Raw genomic sequence first — 22635 nt, 5'->3', positions numbered from 1 at the left:
CAATCTTTAGATTTGGGAGTTCTGGTCCCTTGGATACCACACCAGCCTCCTTCAAGGCCGTGTATCCTACCTTCTTGAGGAGCTTCTCTGTTTTGGCTCGCTCCTTGTTAAGAGCGCTCTTACCTTTGACCTTGGGCATCCGTCCTCCATTTAGTTCGCCGTCGTTTCCAAGCAGACAAGATTGCAGACGCTATACCGCGTGATGTCAGCTTTGAGGCTGCGGTAGTGATTGCGTCAATGACCGAAATGAGGCGCGAAGCAGACATTCGCAATCCCGCGTGCCCGCGCTAACTGCTGGAAGCGCCCAAGACATTTCAGGAAAAAGCCCACTCCTCATCGGCCGGCGCAATCAGCCCGTTCCGCAGTCGTCTGTGAAGTTCATGCCACGACGGGTCCGACACGAAGCCTTTCATGCTTCCACATGCCTCGGCGAAGGAAATGTCGCCCAAATGGTCGATAAGATCACTGATCCTGCCGTTCCTGCCATTTAGGAACAGCTCGAACGGATCATCATCACACTCAATTACCCGATGTCCCCAAGCACCCGGTACGTCGTCGGTTGCGAGAGCCTGCCGAAGATCTCCATCCACGCCTGCGGCCTCGAGCGCCCGGCAGACGACGTAGCGCATCAGGGGGTAGTAGATCGGCTGATAGCTGCCTCCAAGCGCGCGCACGCCGGGCAGGATCGACAAAACCAGAAACATCAGCAGGAGATTCGGGACAAGGCTGCGGTTTGCCAGCCGCTCGAGGATGTCGGGGGCTGTGAAGCCCGCCACCTTCATACCGGTCGCAGGATCGATGAGTTCGCCGGCGATCAGACGCAGCGGACGGCGTTTGCCATTTTCATAGAACCAGAAGAAATCAGTGCCCCGAGCGAGCCAGCCGCTCCAGGGGCCAGACGCGAGCCCGTCGAGGCCGGCAAGGATGTTGGAAGCGAACTTCGGGTCTTCCAGCAGTCTCATGCGTAGCCAGGAATTTTCGTCCGACAGATGGTCGGCCACCAGGTCGGCAACATCTTCGTCGTCGATCTGCAGGAAGGCAAAGCGGCCTCCGAACATTTTTGGCCAAAGGATGAGATTGGCTGCCTTGATGGCGTGCGCGGGCCGCTCGAATTGCGTCTTCGGCAGAAAGCTACGAAGCAGCGTGAGGCCGTCTCCCCCCGTGTTTGGCTCCGTCGGCAACAACTCGAACCTATAGGGTCCCGGCCCGGCTAACAGGCTGTATCCGATCATCCGGCTTCGGCTGAGGCCGAAGACGTTGATCGGCTTCCCGTCAACGGTGAGCCAGCCTGGTCCCTTGCGTGGCTTTTCAACGAGATTCACCGTCGAAACGGCGTAGGAAACATAGGTCGAACAGCCATGCGCGGAGAGACCAAGGAGGCTGAAGATATGCGTGTAATAGGCTTCTGGCTCCATAAGGAGAAACAAATGAGGGCCTGTCTGCAACACGCGGCGCTTTTCGAAATCCCTGCAGATTTCCGAGGCGGTATCGTCAGACAACCCGTTTCGTGTCGATGCCTTCCTGATGATGTCTAGTAGTTTGGTGAAGGCTCGAAATCGGATTTCTGGCACGGACCTGGAAGCTGGCGCTTCGAACAGGCGAATCGCATAGTCGCGTATCGGCCGGGAATGATATGGGCTCATCCAGGGGTAGAGTGCGGTCAGCGACCCCAGGACTGCCTGTTTCGCATCTGCACCTGCTGCTAGCTCTTCCACCTCACGATTCACCTTTTTCTTGTGGCTGACCGGCACCGACGCTCAAACACAAAATACTGATGAGGAGCACCACTCCGAAGCTGAAGAAAATCGTCGAAGGAAACGCTCGATCTCCTGCAGCGGCGGCGATGCCAAAGACGAGTAACCCGAGCACCACGGCCACACTATGCATAATGCCTTTTGCCCGGCCCAACAGATAAACCGATACACGCGACTGCAATGTGACTTCAACGCTGACGCGTCCAAGATTGTATAGAAATCCGAGCGCGGCAAAAAGGATCACTGTCCAGGGCGTGCGCAGATATGCCAGCGCCATGAGTACCAGGGCCGTTAAGGCCAAAAGCATGAGATGCCGCGCATGGGCACCCATCGCTCTTTCAATTTGGGACAGAGAGACCGCGCCGATCAGTGAGCCAGCCGACCATGCTGCCTCGAGGTAGCCGAAATCCACGGCAGTACCCTTCTGCTCCTGGAAGACGAAACTCGATCCCATGACGCTGACAAGCAGAGCGCTTGTATAGAGAAGCGCGTAGACGACGATGAGACGACGCAGGCTCAGATCGAATTGTGCTGCAGAGATTTTGGCGATGCGTACATCGCTCGAAACCGGCTCCAGCCGTATCAAGGCAAGGCAGCCCGCTGAAAACAGGAAGAAGGCAGCAAGAACGGTGAATGGCAGGGCTGGGGAGCGCTCATCCAGCAAAGGCCCTGCAAGCAGAGCTGCGCCGAGATTGCCGAACTGCATGACGAAGAAGACGGCGGAATTCGAGGCTACAAGATCGCGGCCGTCAGCGATGACGGGGATCATTGATTGAGAGCTCGTAAGCGCGACACGGTCGCAAAACGAAAAGAGGGCCGCTGACAGACAGATAATCAGAAACACGTCCATGTAGAGAAGCGCGCAAGCGGTAGCCAGCAAAACGACGAAGCGGCCGAGGTCGGCCGCAACGTTCAAGCATCGCCTGTCAAATCGATCCGCAGCTACGCCGGCCAGAGGGCTCGCGATGAATTCGACAATGCTTGCGATCGCAAGGAACGTCGCCACGCCGGCAGTTCCGTACCCTCGCTCAACGAGGATCCAGGCGGATGCGATGTAGTAGCCGTTTCGGGCAACAGCCGCCGATAGCGTGCTGGCCAGGAATCCGAGGCAGGGATTGGACCGGTCGGCCCGTCCTTTGCCGTTACGAATTCGAACCAGGTTTGACATGAGCGGCGTATCCGGGCTGATCGCCGATGGATACCTTCTTCCGCCAAGCCTGCTTTACTGTGATGTTGGGCTTTTCCGATAGTTGCTGAGAACCGACAAGCGGCGACCTAGATTCTGCACTTACGACGAAATTCCGTGGGGGCCGCGCCGAAGGCCCGCTTAAAGGCGGTCGCGAAATGGCTCGAACTGCCGAAACCACATTCCATCGCGATGTCCGTCGCCGACAAATTTGTCGATCGCAGCATATCCGCGGAGTGCTCCAATCGGCGCTGCGCAATGAATGCGTGCGGTGTCATGCCTGTCGACTGCTTGAAGGCCCTCCAGAAATGGAACCTGCTAACCCCAATTTCTTTTGCCAAATCGGCGAGCGTAGGCCTGCCGCCCGACAAGGCCTCGATCATTCCCACCGCTCGCTTGAGATCGAACGATGACAAACCGCCTTTTGCCGGTTCCTGATGGACGCCGTTCAACCTGAACATTTGCCCGAGCAATTGCGTGGCCTGGCATTCCACCATCGTTGCGCTGATGGGGTCAGGCTGCTTGAGCTCCAAGACAATCCTCTGCAACGCCAACTCTACAGTGGTGTCCCGAAATCCGATCGAAGGCGGCAGCACTGCCGCGCGATTGCGAGCCATTCCCGCAAACACGTCATCGGCGAACCCTTTTTCAATCGAGACCAGGAGGTAGGAAGCGGTCGCGTCCCCCTCGTCCCACCCATTCCAATCACTGTCGGCGGGCATGAAGATTATCGAACCGGCCCGGCGCGGCAAAAAGGTAATCCGGCGCCCGTCCACAATGTCTTCTCCGCGGCACGCTGTGCCCTTCAGGTTCATCAAGAACACATGGTTTGGCTGGAGGATTCTTGTCTCCTGGCGCTCAAGCCCGGTCCTTTTGACTACGTCGGCCCGCACGCTCCCCCAGTTCTCATACGTGTGGGCAAGCGATTGGTGGCGTGAATGGCGGTTCTCGGTCGGGTCGAGGGCAAGAGTATTCACGTATCCACAGTCTCCTTACTGGCGAGTGGCCAGTCGTTGCGTGATGTGGCGAACCATGGGTTGCTGAACAACACGCAAATAACTCTGGATTGGTAGAAGATGTGACTTTAGCGAAAAAATGGCAAGCGAGTGAAAGCCGCCTGTATCCGGCAGGCCTACCAGTTGGCTCAGCCAATACTTGAGCCCGGCGAAATATTAGACCACACTTATCTTAGTGGAATTTCCCCCATCGACGTATCGGCATCACACCAATGGAACGGTGCTGGAGGCATACTGCGATGCGTGGACTCGACGACTTTCTGGCTGAGTGCGACCATGGTCCGCGGATCAACGGACTAGCCGGCTTTTTCGCAGCGACCGCCGCCGGAAAGAGCGGGATGCCAATCCGGAAGCCCGTGGCCGACGCCCGCCTACTGCCGAGCGATGAACTGCAGCGCGATCTGGTTGCCCTGCACGCGACCCGCCAGGGATTTTTCGACCAGCACTATCACGGCAGCATTCCCTACAGATTGGAAGAGGAGTGCCGGATGGCCCGCGCGGTGCTGAAATATGCGCGCCATCGTGGCACTCCGCTTTCGCTATACAGCCTTGGAACGGCGGAAGGCACGATGGCGAGAACGTTGTCGGAACTGTCCGAGGGACAGATACGCACGCTGTCGTGCAGCCCAAACGCGGAGAACTACACAAGCTTCATGGCCTATGGCGAACCACCGCACGCCGACTTCTTCATTGGCCCCTTCCATAAGTTGACCAAGGACGTCCTGGGTTCAGATCCGCGACTGGCAAATTTCGCCCACGGCTTCGATATTATTCTCGAGGACACGACCTTTCAGATGTACTCGCCAAACAGAGCAAGCCAGATCGAGTTCGTGACCCAGCACCTCAAGCACGACGGAATCTTCGTCTTCGTCGAGAAGTTCCGGGCTGCCGAGGAGCCGGATTACCGGCGTCGCGAACACCAGAAGGATTTCGGCTTCAAGGCGCGCTATTTTCCCCCAGACGAAATCGAGAAGAAGCAAACCCTCGTTCTGGATACGATGTTCGGCAATGAGGTGACTTTGGCACAGATGGCGGACGCAATACGTGCGCATTTCAGCTACTGTTCCCTGACGTGGAACAGCGGAAATTTCTGTAGCCTGGCTGCGAGCAATAGCGAGGAAAACCTGAACCGGTACCTCTCCCAGATGGCCACTCCAGCCATTCCGCACGAGTACGTCTACGAAACCAGCTTGTATCCGACCCTGCCGGTTAACGTCGCCGCCGCGCAGGAATAGGCTCCTGAGCTTTGGGACAGGTCAACAACACGCTCCGCCGTTTGGACCATGTCTTCGCAGCTGTCGACCATGGCAGCCTCAGGCAGGCTGCAAGAGTTCTCAGAGTGAGGGAATCCTGTGTCAGCCGCAACATCGTTGCTCTCGAGCAATTGCTGGACATGCAGTTGTTTGACCGCGACGTCCATGGCGTTCGGCTGACCGAGGCGGGTCGGGACTGGGTCGATCTTGTCCGCGCTCATTATGAAGGCTTGCGCGATGCCCTGGCCGGAAGTCGTCGCGGTCACCAGGATGCCAGAACGGTCAGGATAGGGTTATGCGCCCAGATGGGGCGCACGTTCGTGGCACGTCTCATCGAGCGTTTTGGCCGTTTGCATCCGGACGTGTGCGTCGCGATCGAAGACGTTCCAGTCGAACAGTGCCTGGCGGCTATACGCCGTCGGCGCCTCGACATCGTCTTCACGCATGGGCTTGAGAACGCCGCCCTATGCCGTAGCGAGATATTTGCGCACGAGCGCTTGTTCGTTCTCCTGCCACGTTACCATCCGCTTGCTGAAAGGCTTGCGGTCACATGGGCAGATCTTGCAGATACGTGCCTGCTGGTTTCAGGCGCATCGCCGCAGGATCTGGGTTTGCTGGAGCATATTGCTGCGAATGGTGGCCCCACTGTCCAGATATGTCGCGCTAGCGAAGCGACGGTCATCCTCAAGGTGCAACTCGGTCAAGGCGCGACTCTGGCGGGCGAGGGTTTTGCCACGACAGTTGCCATCGACGCTACGGTGTGGAAACCCATCGACGATCCGAACGGCGTCAGTTCGATCAAGGCGGTGTGGCTGGAATCGAACCCAAAGCGTGCGCTTTTGCGACTGGTTGGGACCGCAAGAAACTTGGTGTCCGCAACATCCCTGGGGGCAACCCCCGTCAATCCAGGGAAGTACGGAACGCTGAGTGGAGATTTCTGAAATCACGTCATGACTGGGAGGCGCGACTGACCCGGTTCGACTTCAGTCGTCCGGCTTTTAACCACCCTCCGAGCGCTTCGCCCTGGCAAAGCCCCGGTCCGTCGCAATGAACCTTTCCAACATCGCGACGATGAGGCGCGGCGCATCGGCGGGCCGTTGCCCTGCGTCGCGGCCGAGGATCTCGGCATAGGCGGTCAGGTCACGGTGCAATGCCGCAGGAAGCTCCACCGTGACCTTGACGGGTTTGTCGTCGGCGATCGGACCCAGTTTCAACTTGGCCATTTTCAGCTTCCATAAGGTTCGAGCACGAGATCGCGTGTGACGATCACGCGCACCGGGAATCCCGGTCGGATCGTGAGTGTCGGCGCTATGTTGGGCTGCCGCTGGACGATCTGCTGGCCTGCCTGGCTGATGCTGTCGGAAGCACCCTGGCGCAGAGCGCGCACTATGTCGCTCTCCTGGCCCGATGAGCCTGCTTGCGCACCGATGCTCAGAACCGTGGAAAGTGCTGCAGCCTTGAACAGTTCGCCCCAATGATAATTGACGCCATCCTCAAGGCCAGCATAGCCCTCGGCGTCCGCTCCAGGCTCACGTTCCAGCACGATGGAGCGGCCGTCAGGAAAAATCAGCCTGGTCCATACCAGCAACACGCGGCGTTGGCCGAAGCCGACACCATTGTCGTACTGGCCTATGAGGCGCGTCCCCTGCGGAATGAGAAGGATATGGCCGGTGGGGCTGTCATAGACATTCTCCGTCACCTGCGCGGTAATCTGACCCGGCAGGTCAGAACGAATGCCGGTGATGAGGGCGGCTGCGATGACGGCGCCCGCCTGCAGGACGTTCTTCGACGCCGGCGCCGCGACGCGATCGGCCGAGACGGTGCGTTTGTCCTGTGGCTGATCGAGGAATGCGCGCTGGCGGTCCTGCGCCGAGGGCGTCGCTGGCTGCGGCGCGAGGCCAAGGCTGGCGAGATCTGGCCTTGGCATGGTCTCTGTCGTCGGCTGAGCGGCAGTCGCCTCATCCGCAGGCCGCGTTTGCGTTGACGCGAACAGGCGCGCGGTTCTTGCCGCTTCCAGTTCCTGCTCCCGGCGCTGCTCCTCCGGGTCCGGGCCGATGGGGCCCGTCGACAGCGCGGGGCCGCCATTCTGTGCGGCGAGGATTGGGCGGCCGAGATCGCCGGGAAGCGGTGGGCCAAGCTTCGGAACGCCGGCATAGTCCTTTGGCAAGCCGGCGAGCCCATCGGGGGTCGAGCGATTGTCGGTTGAATAGAGCTCCTGACCCTGGCCTTGCTGACGGTTCTGCAGCGCGTAGATCAGCGCCCCGCCGACAGTCAGGCTTGCGGCGAGCCCCAGTCCGGCCAGCGCCTTGCGGGACAGACGCGTCACGCGCGGCGGCTCAGCGCGCAGCCGCATGGCCGCGGCCGGCTCGCCTGTCAACGGCCGGGCGTCATCCTCGACCGGCGCCTCCGGGCGGGCGTCATTCATCGGCCCCCGGCCCTCTTCCTTCCCGGGATCCAATCTGTTGCTCATGATGGCGACCCTCCGCTGTCTGTTCGGAGGTTCGTCGCTTTCGGGGTCTCACCAGGGCCACGCATCCATGAAAATCGACTGCTCCTTACCCCATCGGTGCGAGAGATGCGGATGCGCTGCTGGTTCTTGCCGGCGCCGAAGCGCAACTCGGCTGCGGCAAACAGCCGATCGACGATCATGTAGTTGCCGCGGACGCGATAGTTCACCAGTTCCGACGTGTCGCCTTCCGGCCCAACCACGAAGAGTGGCGGCATCTCGCCCTGGCCGATGCCTCGCGGGAACTCGATGAACACCTGCTTGCTATCGTCGAAGGCGCGCAACGGCCGCCACGGTGCGTGATCGCCCGTCACATCGTAGCGGAAATTGACGCGAGCAAGATCGATGCCCGTCGAGACCGGCTGCGCAGCCTCAGCCTGTTGGCCCTGACGGCGCAAGGCGATGAGCTGGTCCTGCGGGTATTGCCAGGAAACCGATGCCATATAGGTCGACGGCGTCGAGCGCAGCTCCATGTGATAGGTACGCCGATCGGTATTGATGACGAGATTGGTTATGAGTTCGGCGCGCGTCGGCTTGACGAGGATGTGGACTTGCTTGGTCCCGCCCGTACCGCTCTCGGTATCGCCGATGATCCAGCGCACGGTGTCACCGGCGGCGACGGGGCCGGAGCCGACGAGCTGCTCGCCGGGCTGGAGCGCGATGTCGGTGATCTGTCCCGGCGAGGCATAGACCTGATAGAGCGCGCCATCGACGAAGGGATAGACCTGCATCGAGTTGATGAACCCGTTGCGGACAGGCTGCATGCGCGCGGCCGCATTGGCCAGGTTCACGCGCGCGGTCGGATCGGACGGTTCCGGCTCGGGCTTTGCGTCCTTGCCGACCGGCTTCAACTGGCCTGGAAGCGGCAGCGGCTTTGACAGCTCTACTACCTTGACGGGCGGGGGCGGATCGACGGCCTGCACGGCCGGGATCGGATCGTCATAGGAAATCTCCGGCGGCTTCTGCCTGGTGGCACAGCCTGCAAGCGCCGAAGTGCAAAGCAGCAGTGCTGGAAAGGCCATCTTGCGGAAAGCCGGCATTGCGTGGATGAGGAAAGTTGGACACCCCCAGTGGGCGGCCTTGAAGAGTGCGGGCGTCATTGTCCAAGCTCCTTCGACCAGTTGATGGCGTTGATGTAGATGCCGAGCGGGTTCTTCCTCAGTGCGTCGGCGTCGCGCGGGGGCTGCACGACAATTGTAAGGATCGCGGACCAGCGCTCCGTGGAAGCAAGGGAGCCGTCCTGATAGCGGCGTTCGACCCAGGCGATGCGGAAGCTCACTGGGGATGCGCGGATGACCGACGACACGTCGACGGCGATCTGCTGTTTGCCGACCTTGGTGAACGGGTCATTGGCGCGCGCATAGTCGTTGAGAGCCAGCGCCCCGCCCTGCGTCGCGAAGTCATAGGCGCGCAGCCAGTTCTGCCGCACGATGACCGGATCGGCGGGGATCGACCTCACCTGTTCGATGAAGTGCGCCAGGTAGAAGGCGATCTGCGGATCGTTCGGCTGATAGTCGCCGACCGCTGGGGCGACAGCCTGCGCCTGGCCGAGACGATCGACCTGCACCACCCAGGGCACGATCGAGCCGTTGGCGGATTGCCAGACGAGCGCAGCGGAGAACCCGGCGGCGAGCGCCAGGCAACCGAAGGCCATGTAACGCCAATTGCGCGCCTGCACGCGAGCCGAACCGATGCGCTCGTCCCAGACCTGTGCAGCGCGTTGGTAGGGCGTCTCGGGTTGTGGGGATCTGCCGTAGTGCGTGGACGGTCGTTTGAACATGCTTAGTCTCTTTCAGAGAGGTTGATCGAGGAGCCGCCGCCATGGCTGTCGCCACTGCGAACGGCGTGGGCGGCGGCCTGGACGCCATGGGTCATCTGTTGCGAGCGCTTCATGCGCTTCGCCCAGGCGGGCTGACTTTCGGCTACGGAAGACGCGACGGGAGCGGAGCCGGCTTCGCCAGTGTTCGCGCCGATTGTGCCAGCGGTGGATGATCCGCCCGTCGTCTCGAAGGCTGCGCGAGCGCCGGACTGGTAGCTGTGCTTCATGCTGCCTGCCGCATTGTTGGCCGCGCGCTTGAGCGGTGAGATGGCACCCTGGGCGCCGGCGCTGATGACACCGCCGAGCCCGGATGCGACGCCGGAAAAGCCAGAGTCTCCGGCCGCGCCGAGATTGTAGGCTGTGGATGCCCTGCCCGCGGTGGCGGCACCGCCACGGGCCGCCGCTGCTGCACCGCCGCTGACAGCCGCGCCTCCGGACACGACGGCGCCGGCGGCCGCGGCGCCCACTGCTGCCATGCCGCCGGCGGCGAGCCCGGTGCCGACCGCCGCGCCCGCGCCGAGTTGCGGGCCGCCGGAGACGAGACCGTTGGCAATGCCAGGTCCAAATATGCCAAGGCCGAGCAGCGACAGCGCGGCCAGCACTATCGCCATGGCGTCGTCGATCGACGGCGTGTTGCCGCTGAAGCCTGCGGTGAACTCGGAGAAAAGAGTCGAACCGATACCGATGACGACGGCGAGCACCAGCACCTTGATGCCGGACGAAATGACGTTGCCGAGCACCCGCTCGGCCATGAAGGCGGACTTGCCGAACAGACCGAAGGGTATCAGCACGAAACCGGCGAGCGTCGTCAGCTTGAACTCGATCAAGGTGACAAAGAGCTGGATTGCGAGGATGAAGAAGGCCAGCAGCACCAGCGCCCAGGCGAAGAACATGCAGGCGATCTGGATGAAGTTCTCGAAGAAGGACCAATAGCCCATCAGGTTCGAGATCGAGTCCAGCAACGGCCGGCCGGCGTCGAGCCCGGTCTGCGCCACCTTGCCCGGGCGCATGAGATCGTCGACGGCAAAACCCGTTCCCGAGGCCTTCAGGCCAAGCCCGGCGAAGCTTTCGAAGACGATGCGGGCGAGATTGTTCCAGTTGGAGATGAGATAGGCGAAGACGCCGACGAACAGCGTCTTCTTGACGAGGCGCGCCATGATATCGTCGTCCGCCCCCCAGGACCAGAAGAGCGCCGCCAACGTCACGTCTATGACAATCAAGGTCGTGGCGATGAAGCCGACCTCGCCGCCGAGCAGGCCGAAGCCGCCGTCGATGTAGCGCGTGAAGACTTCGAGGAAATGGTCGATGACGCCCATGCCGCCCATGTCAGTGAATCTCCGGCCGGGGCGGCTCGACCTGCATCGCGGGAGCGGTCACATCCGTTCGCGCCCCTTCTTTCCGGTTGGCTGATGCCGGCACATCAGGGAATAACGTTTTCGGGGCAACGGCGGCAGGCGCGGTTGCCGTGTCACGTTGACGGAGAAACCGGCGCCGGCTGTCTGCCCACGCTTTCAGGCAGCCGGGATCGCGAGGGCCTGCCTCGCCGATCCCGGAACAGCGGCGCAATTCGGCCGCGAGCGGGTCTTGTGACGCGATGGAACGGTCCCGCATCGCCGGGGCGTCAGGCTCATCGTCCTTGCTGCTCATCTCGATTGCGGTCACTGTCAAAGCGACCGCGATGAAGACGACTGCACCGATGCGAGCGAGGATCTTGCCGTCCATCGCGGGCCTCAGTTCTTGCCATAGAACATCTGCGCACTGCCGGGCTGGTAGCCCGAGCCCTGCGTCAGGAAGCGCCGGCGCTGCTCGCGGCCCTGGTCAGCGGCAGTGGCCTGTTCTGCCGATTGCAACGCCTGCGCCCGACCGTTCGCGGCGACGACAGCGGTGAGATCGGCGAGTTGCTGCGCCTGAAGCGCGAGGAGCTGGTTGCCGGCCTGCGTTGCCTGAAGCGCTCCGGTCGCACCCTGGCTCTGGCCGACCAGCGCCGACATCTCACTGCGATTGGTGTCGATGTTGCCGACGACGCCCGCCTGCACACGCATGGCATCCTGAAGGCCACCAACCGTGTTGCCCCAGCGCGAGCGCGCGTCGGCGACGAGTTGCTGATCCGAAGCCGACAGCGAGACGTTGCCGTATTTCTGCTGGAAGGCCTGATCGATCTGCTGGACGTCATAGGCAACGTTCTGTGCTTGACCGAGCAGTTGCTGCGTGCGCTGCACGGACTGCTGGAGCTGTTGCAGCGAGGAGAATGGCAAGCTTGCGAGATTGCGGGCCTGGTTGATGAGCATCTGCGCTTGGTTCTGAAGCGAGGTGATCTGGTTGGTGATCTGCTGCAGCGAGCGCGCCGCCGTCAAGACGTTTTGCGAATAGTTCGAGGGATCGAAAACGATGAAGGCCTGTGCCGGCGTCGCCAGGATGGGCGATAATGCGGCGGGTGCGGCAAGCAGGGCGGCAGCGAACCGCATGGCAAGTGAACGACGCATTTTCATGGGGACTTCTCCTTGTTGGTGAGGGCGGGGCTGGTCAGGACGGGAACGAGTTCGGCGGCCCAACCGACGCCTCGGTGGCTGAGCCAGGCTGCGAGGAACCCGTCGCGGCCATGCTCGGCGACGATGCGGGCGATCGCGGCCTGGTCGGTCTTCGCGGATACAGCGCAAAGGGCGAGTGCCACATCCGACAGACCGAGCTCGAACAGCCGGTTGCCGCGACGGGACTGGCAGTAGTAATCGCGCTTCGGCATCGCCCGCGCGATGATCTCGATCTGCCGATCGTTGAGGCCGAAGCGGCGATAGATCGCCGTGATCTGCGGCTCGATGGCGCGTTCGTTCGGCAGCAGAAGCCGGGTCTGGCAGCTCTCGATAATCGCGGGCGCGATTGCCGAACCATCGATGTCGCTGAGCGACTGCGTGGCGAAGATGACGCTAGCGTTCTTCTTGCGCAGCGTCTTCAGCCATTCGCGGAGCTGGCCGGCAAAGCCCTCATCGTCCAGCGCAAGCCAGCCTTCGTCGATGATGAGAAGGGTTGGCGAGCCATCGAGCCGGTCCTCGATGCGATGGAAGAGATAGGACAGGGCCGCGGGCGCAGCACCCGTTCCAATCAGCCCTTCGGTTTCGAATGCCTGGACTGACGCTGATCCGAGCTGTTCGCGCTCGGCATCGAGCAACCGGCCGTAGGGACCGCCGACACAATAGGGGCGCAATGCCTGCTTGAGATCATTTGATTGCAGCAGCACGACCAGACCGGTGATTGTGCGCTCCTCGACAGGCGCGGACGCCAGGGAGCTCAACGCCGTCCAGATATGCTCCTTGACCTCAGGGGTGATCGTCACATTCTCGCGCGTCAGGATCGCCACGATCCAGTCGGCGGCCCAGGCACGCTCGGGGACATCATGAATGCGGGCGAACGGCTGAAGGCTGACGCTGTCGATCGCCCCATCGCTGAGGTCGCCGCCGAGATCATGCCAGTCGCCGCCCATTGCGAGCGCCGCCGCGCGGATCGAGCCGCCGAAATCGAAGGCGAATACCTGCGAGCCCGCGTAGCGGCGGAACTGCAGCGCCATCAGTGCCAGAAGCACGGACTTGCCCGCGCCGGTCGGGCCGACGATCAGCGTATGGCCAACGTCGCCGACGTGAAGCGAAAGCCGGAACGGGGTCGAGCCTTCGGTCTTGCCGAAGAGCAGAGGGGGCGCTGCAAAATGCTCGTCCCGTTCCGGCCCCGCCCACACCGCGGACAGCGGAATGATGTGGGCGAGATTGAGGGTGGAGATGGGAGGTTGACGGACGTTGGCGTAGACATGACCCGGCAGGCTGCCGAGCCAGGCGTCGACGGCGTTGATGGTTTCGATCATTGCCGTGAAATCGCGGCCCTGGATCACCTTTTCGACCCGGCGCAGTTTTTCGTCGGCGATGCCGGGATCATCGTCCCACACCGTCACCGTCGCCGTGACATAGGCCATGCCGGCATAGTCGGCGCCGAGCTCCTGCAGCGCCATGTCGGCATCGGCGGCCTTGTTTGCGGCGTCGGTGTCGACGAGTACGGACGCCTCGTTGGTCATCACCTCCTTGAGGATCGCGGCGACCGATTTGCGCTTGGCGAACCATTGACGCCGGATCTTTGTCAGCAGCCTGGTCGCATCGGTCTTGTCGAGCAGGATCGCGCGTGTCGACCAGCGATACGGGAAGGCCAGCCGGTTCAGTTCGTCGAGCAGACCCGGCGTGGTCGCGGTCGGGAACCCCGTGACGGTCAGAATGCGCAGATGCGACGCGCCAAGCCTCGGCTCAAGACCGCCGGTCAGCGGCTGGTCGACCAGCATGGCATCGAGATACATCGGCGTTTCGGGAACGCGGACACGGTGGCGATTGGTCGAGACGCAGCCATGCAGATAGGTCAGCGTCTCGGCGTCATCGAGCCAGCGGCACTCCGGCATGAAGGCTTCGACAAGGCGCAGGACGCGGTCGCTGCGGTCAGTGAACCCGGTCAGCACCGCATTGGGGTCGAGGCCCTTCTTCTCGCGGCCTTCGTAGAGCCAGCTTTCCGCACGGGCGGTGTCTTCGGCGGGCGCAAGATAGGTGAGCGTCAGGAAGTAGCTGGACTCGAAGTGCGCGCCGGCCTCCTCGAAGCCCGCCTTTCGCTCCGCATCGACCAGCGTCGAGGCCGCATCCGGAAAGTGGCTGTCGGGATAGCGGGTCGAAGCATGGCGCTGCGCCTCCACGAAGATCGCCCAGCCGGACCCCAGACGGCGGAAGGCGTTGTTGAGCCGGCCGGCGACGGCAACCAGTTCGGCGGGAACGGCGCTGTCGAGATCAGGACCGCGAAAGCGCGCGGTGCGCTGGAAGCTGCCGTCCTTGTTGAGGACGATTCCGGCGCCGACCAATGCCACCCAGGGCAGAAAGTCGGCGAGCCGGCTGCTTCGGTTGCGATATTCGGCAAGATTCATCATCCAATGGCCCCCCTCAGACCGTGAGATGCGCCGGGATGCGCAGATGCCGGCGAACGACGTCGACGAAAAGCGGATCGCGCTTGGCGGCCCAGACGGCGGCAACATGGCCGATCGCCCAGATTGCGAGGCCGACCAGCCACAGACGCAGTCCCAGCCCCACGGCGCCCGCGAGCGTCCCGTTCATGATGGCGATGGCGCGCGGGGCGCCGCCGAGCAGGATCGGCTCGGTCAGCGCGCGGTGCACGAGGACCGTGTAGCCCGGCACTGCATGATCGGGCATTGGGCCGCCCTGTTCGACCGAACCCGCCATCAGATCAGCGCTCCGCCGCCGAACGAGAAGAACGACAGGAAGAAGCTCGACGCCGCGAAGGCGATGGACAGGCCGAACACGATCTGTATGAGCCGGCGGAATCCGCCCGACGTGTCGCCGAAGGCGAGTGTCAGGCCGGTGACGATGATGATGATCACCGCCATGATCTTGGCGACCGGGCCTTCGATCGACTGGAGTATCTGTTGCAGCGGCTGTTCCCACGGCATCGACGAGCCGGAGGCAAAAGCGGGCGCGGCCATCACCAGGATGAGCGTGGGAACGGAAACGGTCATGGCGAGACGATGGCGCGCGAGGCGCAGGCGTTGGATCACGGATTTTCTCCTTCAGGGCTTTGGATGGGGAAAGTCGGGCTGTCGTCGCCCGCGATGACGGCTGGCGTGACCTGGTAATCGCCGTCCGGGCGAAGGCCATCGACACGGGCGAGTTCGGACAGCCGGCGCGCGGAGCCGCGGCCGGAAAGGACGGCAATCAGGTCGATCGTTTCGGCGATCAGCGCGCGCGGGACCGTGACGACGGCTTCCTGGATGAGTTGCTCCATCCGTCGCAGCGCGCCGATGGCGCTGCCGGCGTGGATCGTCCCGAGGCCGCCGGGGTGGCCGGTGCCCCAGGCCTTCAGCAGTTCGAGCGCCTCGGCTCCGCGCACCTCGCCGACCGGAATGCGGTCGGGGCGCAGGCGCAGCGATGAACGAACGAGATCGGAGAGCGAGGCGACGCCGTCTTTCGTTCGCATCGCCACGAGATTTCGCGCGGCGCATTGCAGTTCGCGCGTGTCCTCGATGATGACGACGCGATCGGCGGTTTTGGCCACTTCGGCCAGCAATGCGTTGATCAGCGTGGTCTTGCCCGTGGATGTGCCGCCAGCGACCAGGATGTTCGCGCRGCTGGCAACGCCCAACCGAAGTGCGTCCGCCTGGCACGCCGACATGATCCCGGCCGCGACATAGTCTTCAAGGGTGAAGATGGCGACGGCAGGCTTGCGGATCGCGAAGGCAGGCGCCGCGACGACGGGAGGAAGAAGCCCCTCGAACCGCTCCCCTGTCTCGGGCAGCTCGGCCGAGACGCGTGGGGCGCCGGCATGGACTTCAGCACCGACATGATGAGCAACGAGGCGAACGATGCGCTCGCCGTCCGCTGCCGACAGGCGCTCTCCCGTGTCGGACAACCCCTCGGACAGGCGATCGATCCACAAACGTCCATCGGGGTTGAGCATCACTTCGACGATGCCCGCGTCGTCGAGATAGCTCGCGATCGCCGATCCCAGCGCTGTGCGCAGCATGCGTGCGCCGCGCGCCAGACCTTCTGAATTGTGAGGCGAAGCTGCCATCCTGTCCCCGTTTCGATCCGGGGAACATGGGCGGCCCCTGGACGGGGATGATTAAGAGAGCCGCATCTCGCGTGGTTTCAACACCAATATCGAGGCGTAGTGGCGTAGCGTGCAAATACAGGAGATTGGCGGTGCCGACCTGTGATCAAGGCTGACGATCTTCAGGCAAGGGCGGCGCTCGCCCTCAATTATGCTTCGTCGGCAAAGCCGTCTGATCAAGCGGCTTCAGCACGAGTTGACCGTCGAGGCTTGTGGCGAACCACCACGTCGACCTTGTAGTCGAGGCGGTCCAGACAGCGAACCAGCCTGTCTATTGAAAACTTGCCCGTGCGCCCGGTGACGATCGCGGAGACGTCGGGCTGTTTCATTCCGAGCAGTTCGGCCGACTTCGCCTGGGTCAGGCGCCGGCGCTTGATAATGGCGCGGATCTCGCGGGCCAGCTTGGCCTTGAGCAATTCCTCTTCGGGATTGTCAAAGCCGAGGTCCGCAAACACGTTGCCGCTGCTCACTTCGGCGGTGATGTCTTCTGTCATGACTTTGTTCCTTTCCCATAGTTTTCGCGGTAGTGCGCCTCGGCCGCCTTCAATCGCACTGTCACGAGATCGATTTCGTGCTTGGGTGTCTCCCTGCCCTTCTTCGACTTCTTCTGGAAGCAATGAAGCACGTAGATCACCCCGGCAAAGCGCACGGCATAGACGGCCCGATAGGTATCTCCGTCGAAGTCGTCGACCACCTCGAGGATGCTGCGGCCCCCAAAGCCTTTCAGGGCTTTGACAGCCGGGTGCTCCTCACCATTCTGGGCGTCGTTGATTGCAACACCCATCAATCGGCGAACATCGACCGGAAACTCGCGCAGGTCGGCCTTCGACGACCCCATCCATACTGCGGGCTTTTGGTTTTTCATTCCCCTTGCCTTATAGCATACAGACTATAATTATCAACGACGAATCCTGACACCGACCAGCCGCTGAAAATAGTTGATTCAGGTGAAAGCAGCCGTTTTTCCCAAGTGATCATAGAAACTTGTGAAAGGCGTGGTCCTTCATGTAGCCACGGATCTTAAATTGCGGATTTCGCGCCAGATCTGTCCCGTGGTTGCCGCAGCATGACTCAACGTGGTTCCCGTGAAACGACGCCACCCTGCGGCTGTCTAGTCCTCTTCTGCCAAACTCGACAGGTCGGCAAGGCGTGATCTATGACAACAACATATCATTCCAACGCTTTGATATGTTTTGACATATCGATGCTTGCAGAATCTTCAGTCCGCCCGTCCATTTAGCCCACGGGCGTGCCGGGCTGGAGTGTGTCCAGGCGGCCATCGATGTCCTCGGAGATTTCCTGTCGAAGCTTTGGCCCTTTCGCCAGGCGCCGGCCGAGCGCGGTGACGAAGGCATCATAGCGCTCGCCAGCCTTGGCGTGGGCAGCCTGCGCCGCGGGCTCGGGCAACGCTGGCGTTGTCGCCAGCCAGAAGCGGACGAAAACGGCGAGCGTCTCCAAGGCAATTCCAAGATCGCGCTCCTGGCGTGCCGTACGGCGATCGAGTTGATCGAGCCGCTTGGTGATCGCCGCCTCCTGTCGCTCGGCGGCATCGGGCGAGAGGAACGACTCGATGGCCGCCTCGGCGACGAGCGACCGTGAAAGATCTCGGCGCGCCGCATGTTCGGCCAGCCTGCTCATCGCCTTAGGATCTAGATACACGGACAGGCGTTGCTTGCGGGGAGCCTTTGCCATCGGAGCCTCACATATCCACACCGTCGCCAGGGTCGAGGGAGGCCTGCCGCGCAATGCCTTGCATGAGGCGCGTCAATCGACGATTGCGGGCAACATCGTCGTCCACGTCGTCCAGGTGATCGATCTCGAATTCGTTCTGGGTCGATGGCTTCACGACCGGCTCGACGCGACTGAGCTCAGGTTGCCGACGACGTTCGGAATCAGTTTGATCCTCATCCCCGGCCGACGGCGCCGACCTGGCTTCGACAATCCGGGGATGGGAAGGCAGAGGCAGGCTGGTCCAGTCGTTCGGTCTCCCCTCCACAGCCGCCACCAACGCCGGAGGTGGCAAGATACGCTCGTTGAAGCGTGCATCCTCATGATAGCGCGCCTTTTTGGCGCGGATCGGCGGCGCACCCGAGACCATGACAATCTCGTCGGTGGCCGGCAGTTGCATCACTTCACCAGGCGTGAGCAGCGGGCGAGCCGTCTCCGAGCGGGAAACCATGAGATGAGCGAGCCATGGCGACAGCCGGTGGCCGGCATAGTTCCTCATGGCCCTCATCTCGGTCGCTGTTCCKAGCGCATCGGACACGCGCTTGGCGGTGCGCTCGTCGTTGGTGGCAAAGCTTACCCGGACGTGGCAGTTGTCGAGGATTGAGTTGTTGGCGCCGTACGCCCTCTCGATCTGATTGAGGGATTGAGCGATCAGGAAGCTTTTCAGCCCGTAGCCGGCCATGAAGGCGAGCGCCGACTCGAAGAAGTCGAGACGGCCAAGCGCCGGGAACTCGTCGAGCATCAGGAGCAGCCGATGCCCCTGCGCCCTCACCTGGAGATCTTCCGTCAGGCGGCGACCGATCTGATTGAGGATCAGGCGAATAAGCGGCTTCGTCCGGTTGATGTCGGACGGCGGCACGACGAGGTAGAGTGTCGTCGGACGCTTGTCGTCGACGAGGTCGGTGATGCGCCAGTCGCAGCGGCGGGTCACCTCTGCCACCACAGGATCGCGATAGAGGCCAAGGAACGACATGGCGGTCGAGAGCACGCCAGAGCGCTCGTTGTCGGATTTGTTCAAGAGTTCTCGGGCGGCGCTGGCGATGACCGGATGCGCACCGCCCTCACCCAGATGCGCCGTTTTCATCATCGCGGACAGCGTCGATTCGATCGGGCGCTTTGGATCGGAGAGGAAGCCGGCGACGCCGGCAAGCGTCTTGTCCGGCTCGGCGTAGAGGACATGCAGGATCGCTCCGACCAGAAGGGCATGGCTGGTTTTCTCCCAATGGTTTCGCCGCTCGAGCGAGCCTTCGGGATCGACCAGGATGTCAGCGATGTTTTGCACGTCGCGGACTTCCCATTCGCCGCGGCGCACCTCGAGCAGCGGATTGTAGGAGGAGGATTTCGGATTGGTCGGATCAAACAGCAGGACGCGGCCATGCCTGGCGCGGAAGCCCGCGGTGAGCTGCCAGTTCTCGCCCTTGATGTCGTGGACGACGGCTGAGCTCGGCCAGGTCAGCAGCGACGGGACGACAAGGCCGATGCCCTTGCCCGAACGTGTGGGCGCGAAGCACAACACGTGCTCCGGTCCGTCGTGGCGCAGATAGGCACCGTCATATCGCCCAAGCACCACGCCATCGGAGCCGAGAAGGCCAGTTGCCTTGACCTCCTGCTTGTCGGCCCAGCGGGCGGAGCCGTAGGTCTCGACCTTCTTGGCCTCGCGGGCTCGCCAGACCGACATGCCTATGGCGACGACGACGCAGGCGAAACCGCCCGACGCCGCGATAAAGGCTCCCTCCACGAAGATCGACGGCGCGTAGGCATCAAAGCCATACCACCACCAGAAGAAGGACGGCGGAAGGTAAAACGGAAAGCCGAGGACATGGAACCATGGCCTGCCGAGCTCGGGCTGGAATGCCAGGCGCCAGGCCACCCACTCCGTCGCGCCCCAGGTCGTGAACAGTACGATCGCCAACACAGCGAGGATCTGGCCCCAGAGTATCTTGGTGGCGGACATGGAAGCGGTCCTTTCTTCAACATGAGGTTAGAGGCCGAGGCCTCGCTTGCGGCCAAAACTCCAGTCGATGCCGTCGTCATTGCGAGCGACGCCAGAGACGTGGCGGCCAAGATGCTTTTCCAGGGATGGCGTCCAAGGCACCAGTTGGAAACCGAGGCCATCATCGATCATGGCGAAACGGCCCGACGCGAGTATGAAACGTTGCCGGTAGGAACCGGTGACGTAGTCGCCGCCGCGGGCGCGATTGAAGGGCTGGCCGGTCTCAGCGGAGATTTTTTGCCCGAGCGCCTCCAGCTCGCGGCGACGCAGCGTGTCGATCAGGTTGGGCGTGAAGCTGACGCGTTGGCCATGCCGCTCGCCGAGGCCCTCTTCGACGAGATGGTCGGCGCGGCGTTGCATTGCCTGCCGCACCTCGGCGCCGAACCCGCCTTCCGAGAGTGCAATCGGTTGGCGGGCGATATTCTGGCGGTCAAGCCAGGTTGCGCCGGCGGCGGTCGTTTGCTGCTCAATGTCGAGGTCGGAACGGACAGCAAGTGCTGCGCGCCCATGTCCCTGCGCGTCATGGAACTTGCGCAGTTCGACGATCGAACCCGGAGCGCTGTCGCCCGCTGCATCCAGATCGGATAGCTTGATGTGATGGGTGCGGCCGTCGGTGCCATCGACCACGGCGTAGGCGCTGCCCTTCAGCTCATCATCGAGACCGCGGTCGACCAGCCGACCGACGATCGGCGTGTCGAGACGCTCCGCTGCCAGCACATAACTCGCCGCGCCGCGCTCGATACCCTGTTCGGTCAGGGCGCGGTGCATCCGCTTGATGATATCGCCGCGTTCGCCAAGCTCGCGCAGCGTCGCCTCGGCCTTGTCGTCGATGATCCACTGGCCCGGTCCGACCTGTTCGGCAAGGCCAAGGGTTTCGAGCTTGCGCACCCGCCCGACTTTCAGCACCTGATACTCGTCGGACTGGGCGTTCGCGGCGGTGGCAAGGTCGATGACGCCTCGGTCGCGCCCGTCGCGAACAAGCTGCCGGTCAAGCTGGGTCCAGCGCTCGGCTTCGACCTGGCGCTGCAGATTGCGATGGATGTCGAGATCGCTGCGCGGGCCGAGCTCCTGGGTAACAAGATCGGCCGCACGGGCGCGCATCCCCTCCTTGATGTAGTCGCGCGAGATCACGAGATCCTGCCCGTCATCGGCGTGGCCGCGCAGGATGATGTGGAGGTGGGGGTTGTCGGTGTTCCAGTGATCGACGCCCGCCCAATCGAGCTTCGTGCCGAGGTCCTTTTCCATCTGGCCCATCAGGTCGCGGGCGAAAGATTTGAGATCCGCCATGTCGACGGCGTCTTCCGGCGAGACAATGAAGCGGAAGTGGTGCCGATCGTCGCCGCACCGCTCGGCAAAAGCACCGCCATCCACCTCCCCGCCTTCCGGCCCGAACAGCCTTGCCTTCTCCCCGTCAAGGGTGACGCCTTCGCGACGCAGATAGGCGAGATGGGCGGCAAGCGGGGCGCTGCGCGCGTGATGGCGCACAAGGCGTGTCTTGATGATCACGGCTCGCGAGCGGCCGGTGAGGATGCGATTCGCGCGCACGCTCGCCGAGCGGCCACGCCCGAAGCTCGAGCGATTGCCCGGACTGATCCGGCCGGAGCGAGAGATATGGGCACCGGCCTTCTGGGCGGCAGCAAGCGCCTGCGCGATGAAGGGCCTCGCCCGCTGGGCGCGGGGCGAGCGAATGCGGCCGGGCCGGATTCGGAAACCATCCTCACCGTTCATGGCGAAGATCCGCACATCGTGTCAAGCCACGGAAATCACAGGCAGATCGGTGTTCTGGCGCGGTGCGCCAAATCTTCGCACCTCGTGGAAATGCTGCATAACCTATTGAAACAACACAACCGACCGACGCCGCACCTCGCGGCCTTTTATCTCGCCATCTTCCGGTTGTTTTGCACCCCTCCCGCCCCCATCCACGCCACGGTGCGCTGGAGCTTGCGGCTGCGCGAAAACGCCCATGCGCGCTCATGGCTGGATCCCTTCGCCGGCTCGCGCCACGAAGAGGCCTCCGGACAGCGGCACGATGGCGGAGACATCGCGCACGCTGGGCGCGGAGCTCACGTCATTTTCTGGGCGCTCGGTCGGCACGAGAGCGACAGCTTGTATGCGATCCGACTGACCCACGAAGAGCGAGCCGTGCTTCCAGGGAATGGCCTCGACAGACGCGACTGCGAAAGGGCGCATACCCTCGCTTTCACCGATCAGTGGGGCAAGTGCTGCGACATAGGCGCGGGTCTCGGCCGGTAACGGACGCCCGGCGAGGTAGGCTTGGTAGCGTGCAGGTCCCGCGTTGTAGGCGGCCAGAAACCCCGGCGAGCCGAAGCGATCGTGCAGTTCGCGCAGATACGCCGTTCCGGCCAGGATGTTGTCACGGGGATCGAATGGATCGTGGCCGAGCGACCAGCGGGCACGCAGATCATCCCATGTGCCGGGCATGATCTGCATCAAGCCGCGGGCGCCGGCGCTGGAGACGGCGCGCACGTCGCCCCTACTCTCCTTGCGCATGACGGCGCGTATCAACGCAGTCGGAACGCCGAAGCGATGCGAGGCTTCGATGATGTGCGCGCCAAAAGGTTCGCGCTGCGACGATCGTGTGAGAGGTGTTTCCTGCGCCAAGGTCGGCGCCGGCATGACGGTCGCAACGGACAGGCCGCAAAGGAGGAGCAGAGCCATGCGCCGGGCAGCACGAAGCGGCCCAGGCGCACCGCGATGGCTCGTCGACGGACGGCGAGCGCGCATCG

22 protein-coding genes are annotated in these 22635 nt (G+C 62.8%); 2 read left to right on the top strand and 20 right to left on the bottom strand.

Annotation, left to right across the window (positions count from 1 at the left end; translation table 11 throughout):
* Positions 1-314: 314 nt before the first annotated feature.
* The 3 genes from AC1D2G_RS16200 to AC1D2G_RS16190 all read right to left on the bottom strand — a co-directional run bounded on the left by AC1D2G_RS16200 (position 315) and on the right by AC1D2G_RS16190 (position 3917).
* Positions 315-1751: a hypothetical protein gene (locus tag AC1D2G_RS16200; protein ID WP_477415251.1), complete on the bottom strand. Its 1437-nt coding sequence runs from the start codon at positions 1749-1751 to the stop codon at positions 315-317.
* Positions 1717-2922: an MFS transporter gene (locus AC1D2G_RS16195; protein WP_477415249.1), complete on the bottom strand. Its 1206-nt coding sequence runs from the start codon at positions 2920-2922 to the stop codon at positions 1717-1719. The genes AC1D2G_RS16200 and AC1D2G_RS16195 overlap by 35 nt, the downstream gene beginning before the upstream one ends.
* A 107-nt stretch (positions 2923-3029) precedes the next feature.
* Entirely contained in the window at positions 3030-3917 is an 888-nt protein-coding gene (locus AC1D2G_RS16190; RefSeq protein ID WP_477415247.1) for a helix-turn-helix transcriptional regulator, read from the bottom strand.
* Positions 3918-4195: 278 nt separating this feature from the next.
* On the opposite strand from AC1D2G_RS16190, the gene AC1D2G_RS16185 reads away from it, so the two are divergent.
* Both AC1D2G_RS16185 and AC1D2G_RS16180 read left to right on the top strand, forming a co-directional pair.
* Positions 4196-5191, top strand: coding sequence for a class I SAM-dependent methyltransferase (locus tag AC1D2G_RS16185; protein ID WP_477415245.1), 996 nt, complete (start codon positions 4196-4198; stop codon positions 5189-5191).
* 11 nt (positions 5192-5202) lie between these two features.
* The gene (locus tag AC1D2G_RS16180; protein ID WP_477415243.1) at positions 5203-6150 is read left to right on the top strand and encodes a LysR family transcriptional regulator; all 948 of its coding nucleotides are present in this window, start codon (positions 5203-5205) and stop codon (positions 6148-6150) included.
* 57 nt (positions 6151-6207) lie between these two features.
* Here AC1D2G_RS16180 and AC1D2G_RS16175 read toward each other — a convergent pair whose 3' ends face one another.
* From AC1D2G_RS16175 to AC1D2G_RS16095, 17 genes are all read right to left on the bottom strand, one after another.
* Complete coding sequence (locus AC1D2G_RS16175) at positions 6208-6432, bottom strand: DUF2274 domain-containing protein (protein WP_352846406.1); 225 nt, start codon at positions 6430-6432, stop codon at positions 6208-6210.
* 2 nt (positions 6433-6434) lie between these two features.
* Positions 6435-7679 carry a TraB/TrbI/VirB10 family type IV secretion system protein gene (locus tag AC1D2G_RS16170; RefSeq protein ID WP_477415241.1) on the bottom strand — a complete coding sequence of 415 codons (1245 nt, stop codon included), beginning with the start codon at positions 7677-7679 and terminating at the stop codon, positions 6435-6437.
* Entirely contained in the window at positions 7676-8815 is a 1140-nt protein-coding gene (gene trbG / locus AC1D2G_RS16165; protein WP_477415239.1) for a P-type conjugative transfer protein TrbG, read from the bottom strand. The genes AC1D2G_RS16170 and trbG overlap by 4 nt, the downstream gene beginning before the upstream one ends.
* The gene (gene trbF / locus AC1D2G_RS16160; protein WP_128287979.1) at positions 8812-9495 is read right to left on the bottom strand and encodes a conjugal transfer protein TrbF; all 684 of its coding nucleotides are present in this window, start codon (positions 9493-9495) and stop codon (positions 8812-8814) included. The genes trbG and trbF overlap by 4 nt, the downstream gene beginning before the upstream one ends.
* A gap of 2 nt (positions 9496-9497) precedes the next feature.
* Positions 9498-10859: a P-type conjugative transfer protein TrbL gene (gene trbL / locus AC1D2G_RS16155; protein ID WP_477415237.1), complete on the bottom strand. Its 1362-nt coding sequence runs from the start codon at positions 10857-10859 to the stop codon at positions 9498-9500.
* Position 10860: 1 nt separating this feature from the next.
* Positions 10861-11256 (bottom strand): putative entry exclusion protein TrbK-alt, encoded by a 396-nt coding sequence (gene trbK-alt / locus AC1D2G_RS16150; protein WP_477415235.1) that lies wholly within the window; start codon positions 11254-11256, stop codon positions 10861-10863.
* A gap of 8 nt (positions 11257-11264) precedes the next feature.
* Positions 11265-12023 (bottom strand): P-type conjugative transfer protein TrbJ, encoded by a 759-nt coding sequence (gene trbJ / locus AC1D2G_RS16145; RefSeq protein WP_477415233.1) that lies wholly within the window; start codon positions 12021-12023, stop codon positions 11265-11267.
* On the bottom strand, positions 12020-14473 hold the full coding sequence (gene trbE / locus AC1D2G_RS16140; RefSeq protein ID WP_477415231.1) for a conjugal transfer protein TrbE: 2454 nt from the start codon (positions 14471-14473) through the stop codon (positions 12020-12022). The genes trbJ and trbE overlap by 4 nt, the downstream gene beginning before the upstream one ends.
* A gap of 13 nt (positions 14474-14486) precedes the next feature.
* Positions 14487-14753: a VirB3 family type IV secretion system protein gene (locus tag AC1D2G_RS16135; RefSeq protein ID WP_477415229.1), complete on the bottom strand. Its 267-nt coding sequence runs from the start codon at positions 14751-14753 to the stop codon at positions 14487-14489.
* 29 nt (positions 14754-14782) lie between these two features.
* A complete protein-coding gene (locus AC1D2G_RS16130; protein WP_245331107.1) occupies positions 14783-15076 on the bottom strand; it encodes a TrbC/VirB2 family type IV secretion system protein in 294 nt (97 codons plus the stop codon).
* Between the two features lie 35 nt (positions 15077-15111).
* Positions 15112-16128: a P-type conjugative transfer ATPase TrbB gene (trbB, locus tag AC1D2G_RS16125; RefSeq protein WP_477415227.1), complete on the bottom strand. Its 1017-nt coding sequence runs from the start codon at positions 16126-16128 to the stop codon at positions 15112-15114.
* Between the two features lie 215 nt (positions 16129-16343).
* Positions 16344-16661: a helix-turn-helix domain-containing protein gene (locus tag AC1D2G_RS16120; protein WP_023707464.1), complete on the bottom strand. Its 318-nt coding sequence runs from the start codon at positions 16659-16661 to the stop codon at positions 16344-16346.
* Positions 16658-17005 (bottom strand): type II toxin-antitoxin system RelE/ParE family toxin, encoded by a 348-nt coding sequence (locus tag AC1D2G_RS16115; protein ID WP_420107526.1) that lies wholly within the window; start codon positions 17003-17005, stop codon positions 16658-16660. Before AC1D2G_RS16115 ends, AC1D2G_RS16120 begins: the two co-directional genes overlap by 4 nt.
* A gap of 398 nt (positions 17006-17403) precedes the next feature.
* Positions 17404-17859 carry a ribbon-helix-helix protein, CopG family gene (locus AC1D2G_RS16110; protein ID WP_457152980.1) on the bottom strand — a complete coding sequence of 152 codons (456 nt, stop codon included), beginning with the start codon at positions 17857-17859 and terminating at the stop codon, positions 17404-17406.
* Positions 17860-17866: 7 nt separating this feature from the next.
* Positions 17867-19849, bottom strand: coding sequence for a conjugal transfer protein TraG (locus AC1D2G_RS16105; protein ID WP_477415225.1), 1983 nt, complete (start codon positions 19847-19849; stop codon positions 17867-17869).
* Between the two features lie 27 nt (positions 19850-19876).
* Positions 19877-21616 carry a relaxase/mobilization nuclease domain-containing protein gene (locus AC1D2G_RS16100; protein ID WP_477415223.1) on the bottom strand — a complete coding sequence of 580 codons (1740 nt, stop codon included), beginning with the start codon at positions 21614-21616 and terminating at the stop codon, positions 19877-19879.
* 243 nt (positions 21617-21859) lie between these two features.
* Positions 21860-22633, bottom strand: coding sequence for a lytic transglycosylase domain-containing protein (locus tag AC1D2G_RS16095; protein ID WP_477415221.1), 774 nt, complete (start codon positions 22631-22633; stop codon positions 21860-21862).
* Positions 22634-22635: the final 2 nt, after the last annotated feature.

The organism is Mesorhizobium sp. P2_C7 (assembly GCF_056404515.1).
This window is presented reverse-complemented; position numbering and strand designations above follow the sequence as displayed.

Excerpts from the sequence above, each read along its gene's own strand:
- trbG (WP_477415239.1), bottom strand. The coding sequence starts at position 8,815 with ATGACGCCCGCACTCTTCAAGGCCGCCCACTGGGGGTGTCCAACTTTC.
- AC1D2G_RS16195 (WP_477415249.1), bottom strand. The coding sequence starts at position 2,922 with ATGTCAAACCTGGTTCGAATTCGTAACGGCAAAGGACGGGCCGACCGG.
- AC1D2G_RS16120 (WP_023707464.1), bottom strand. The coding sequence starts at position 16,661 with ATGACAGAAGACATCACCGCCGAAGTGAGCAGCGGCAACGTGTTTGCG.
- trbL (WP_477415237.1), bottom strand. The coding sequence starts at position 10,859 with ATGGGCGGCATGGGCGTCATCGACCATTTCCTCGAAGTCTTCACGCGC.
- trbK-alt (WP_477415235.1), bottom strand. The coding sequence starts at position 11,256 with ATGGACGGCAAGATCCTCGCTCGCATCGGTGCAGTCGTCTTCATCGCG.
- AC1D2G_RS16100 (WP_477415223.1), bottom strand. The coding sequence starts at position 21,616 with ATGAACGGTGAGGATGGTTTCCGAATCCGGCCCGGCCGCATTCGCTCG.
- AC1D2G_RS16130 (WP_245331107.1), bottom strand. The coding sequence starts at position 15,076 with ATGACCGTTTCCGTTCCCACGCTCATCCTGGTGATGGCCGCGCCCGCT.
- AC1D2G_RS16135 (WP_477415229.1), bottom strand. The coding sequence starts at position 14,753 with ATGCCCGATCATGCAGTGCCGGGCTACACGGTCCTCGTGCACCGCGCG.
- AC1D2G_RS16110 (WP_457152980.1), bottom strand. The coding sequence starts at position 17,859 with ATGGCAAAGGCTCCCCGCAAGCAACGCCTGTCCGTGTATCTAGATCCT.
- AC1D2G_RS16185 (WP_477415245.1), top strand. The coding sequence starts at position 4,196 with ATGCGTGGACTCGACGACTTTCTGGCTGAGTGCGACCATGGTCCGCGG.
- trbF (WP_128287979.1), bottom strand. The coding sequence starts at position 9,495 with ATGTTCAAACGACCGTCCACGCACTACGGCAGATCCCCACAACCCGAG.
- trbE (WP_477415231.1), bottom strand. The coding sequence starts at position 14,473 with ATGATGAATCTTGCCGAATATCGCAACCGAAGCAGCCGGCTCGCCGAC.
- AC1D2G_RS16175 (WP_352846406.1), bottom strand. The coding sequence starts at position 6,432 with ATGGCCAAGTTGAAACTGGGTCCGATCGCCGACGACAAACCCGTCAAG.
- trbJ (WP_477415233.1), bottom strand. The coding sequence starts at position 12,023 with ATGAAAATGCGTCGTTCACTTGCCATGCGGTTCGCTGCCGCCCTGCTT.
- AC1D2G_RS16115 (WP_420107526.1), bottom strand. The coding sequence starts at position 17,005 with ATGGGGTCGTCGAAGGCCGACCTGCGCGAGTTTCCGGTCGATGTTCGC.
- AC1D2G_RS16095 (WP_477415221.1), bottom strand. The coding sequence starts at position 22,633 with ATGCGCGCTCGCCGTCCGTCGACGAGCCATCGCGGTGCGCCTGGGCCG.
- AC1D2G_RS16170 (WP_477415241.1), bottom strand. The coding sequence starts at position 7,679 with ATGAGCAACAGATTGGATCCCGGGAAGGAAGAGGGCCGGGGGCCGATG.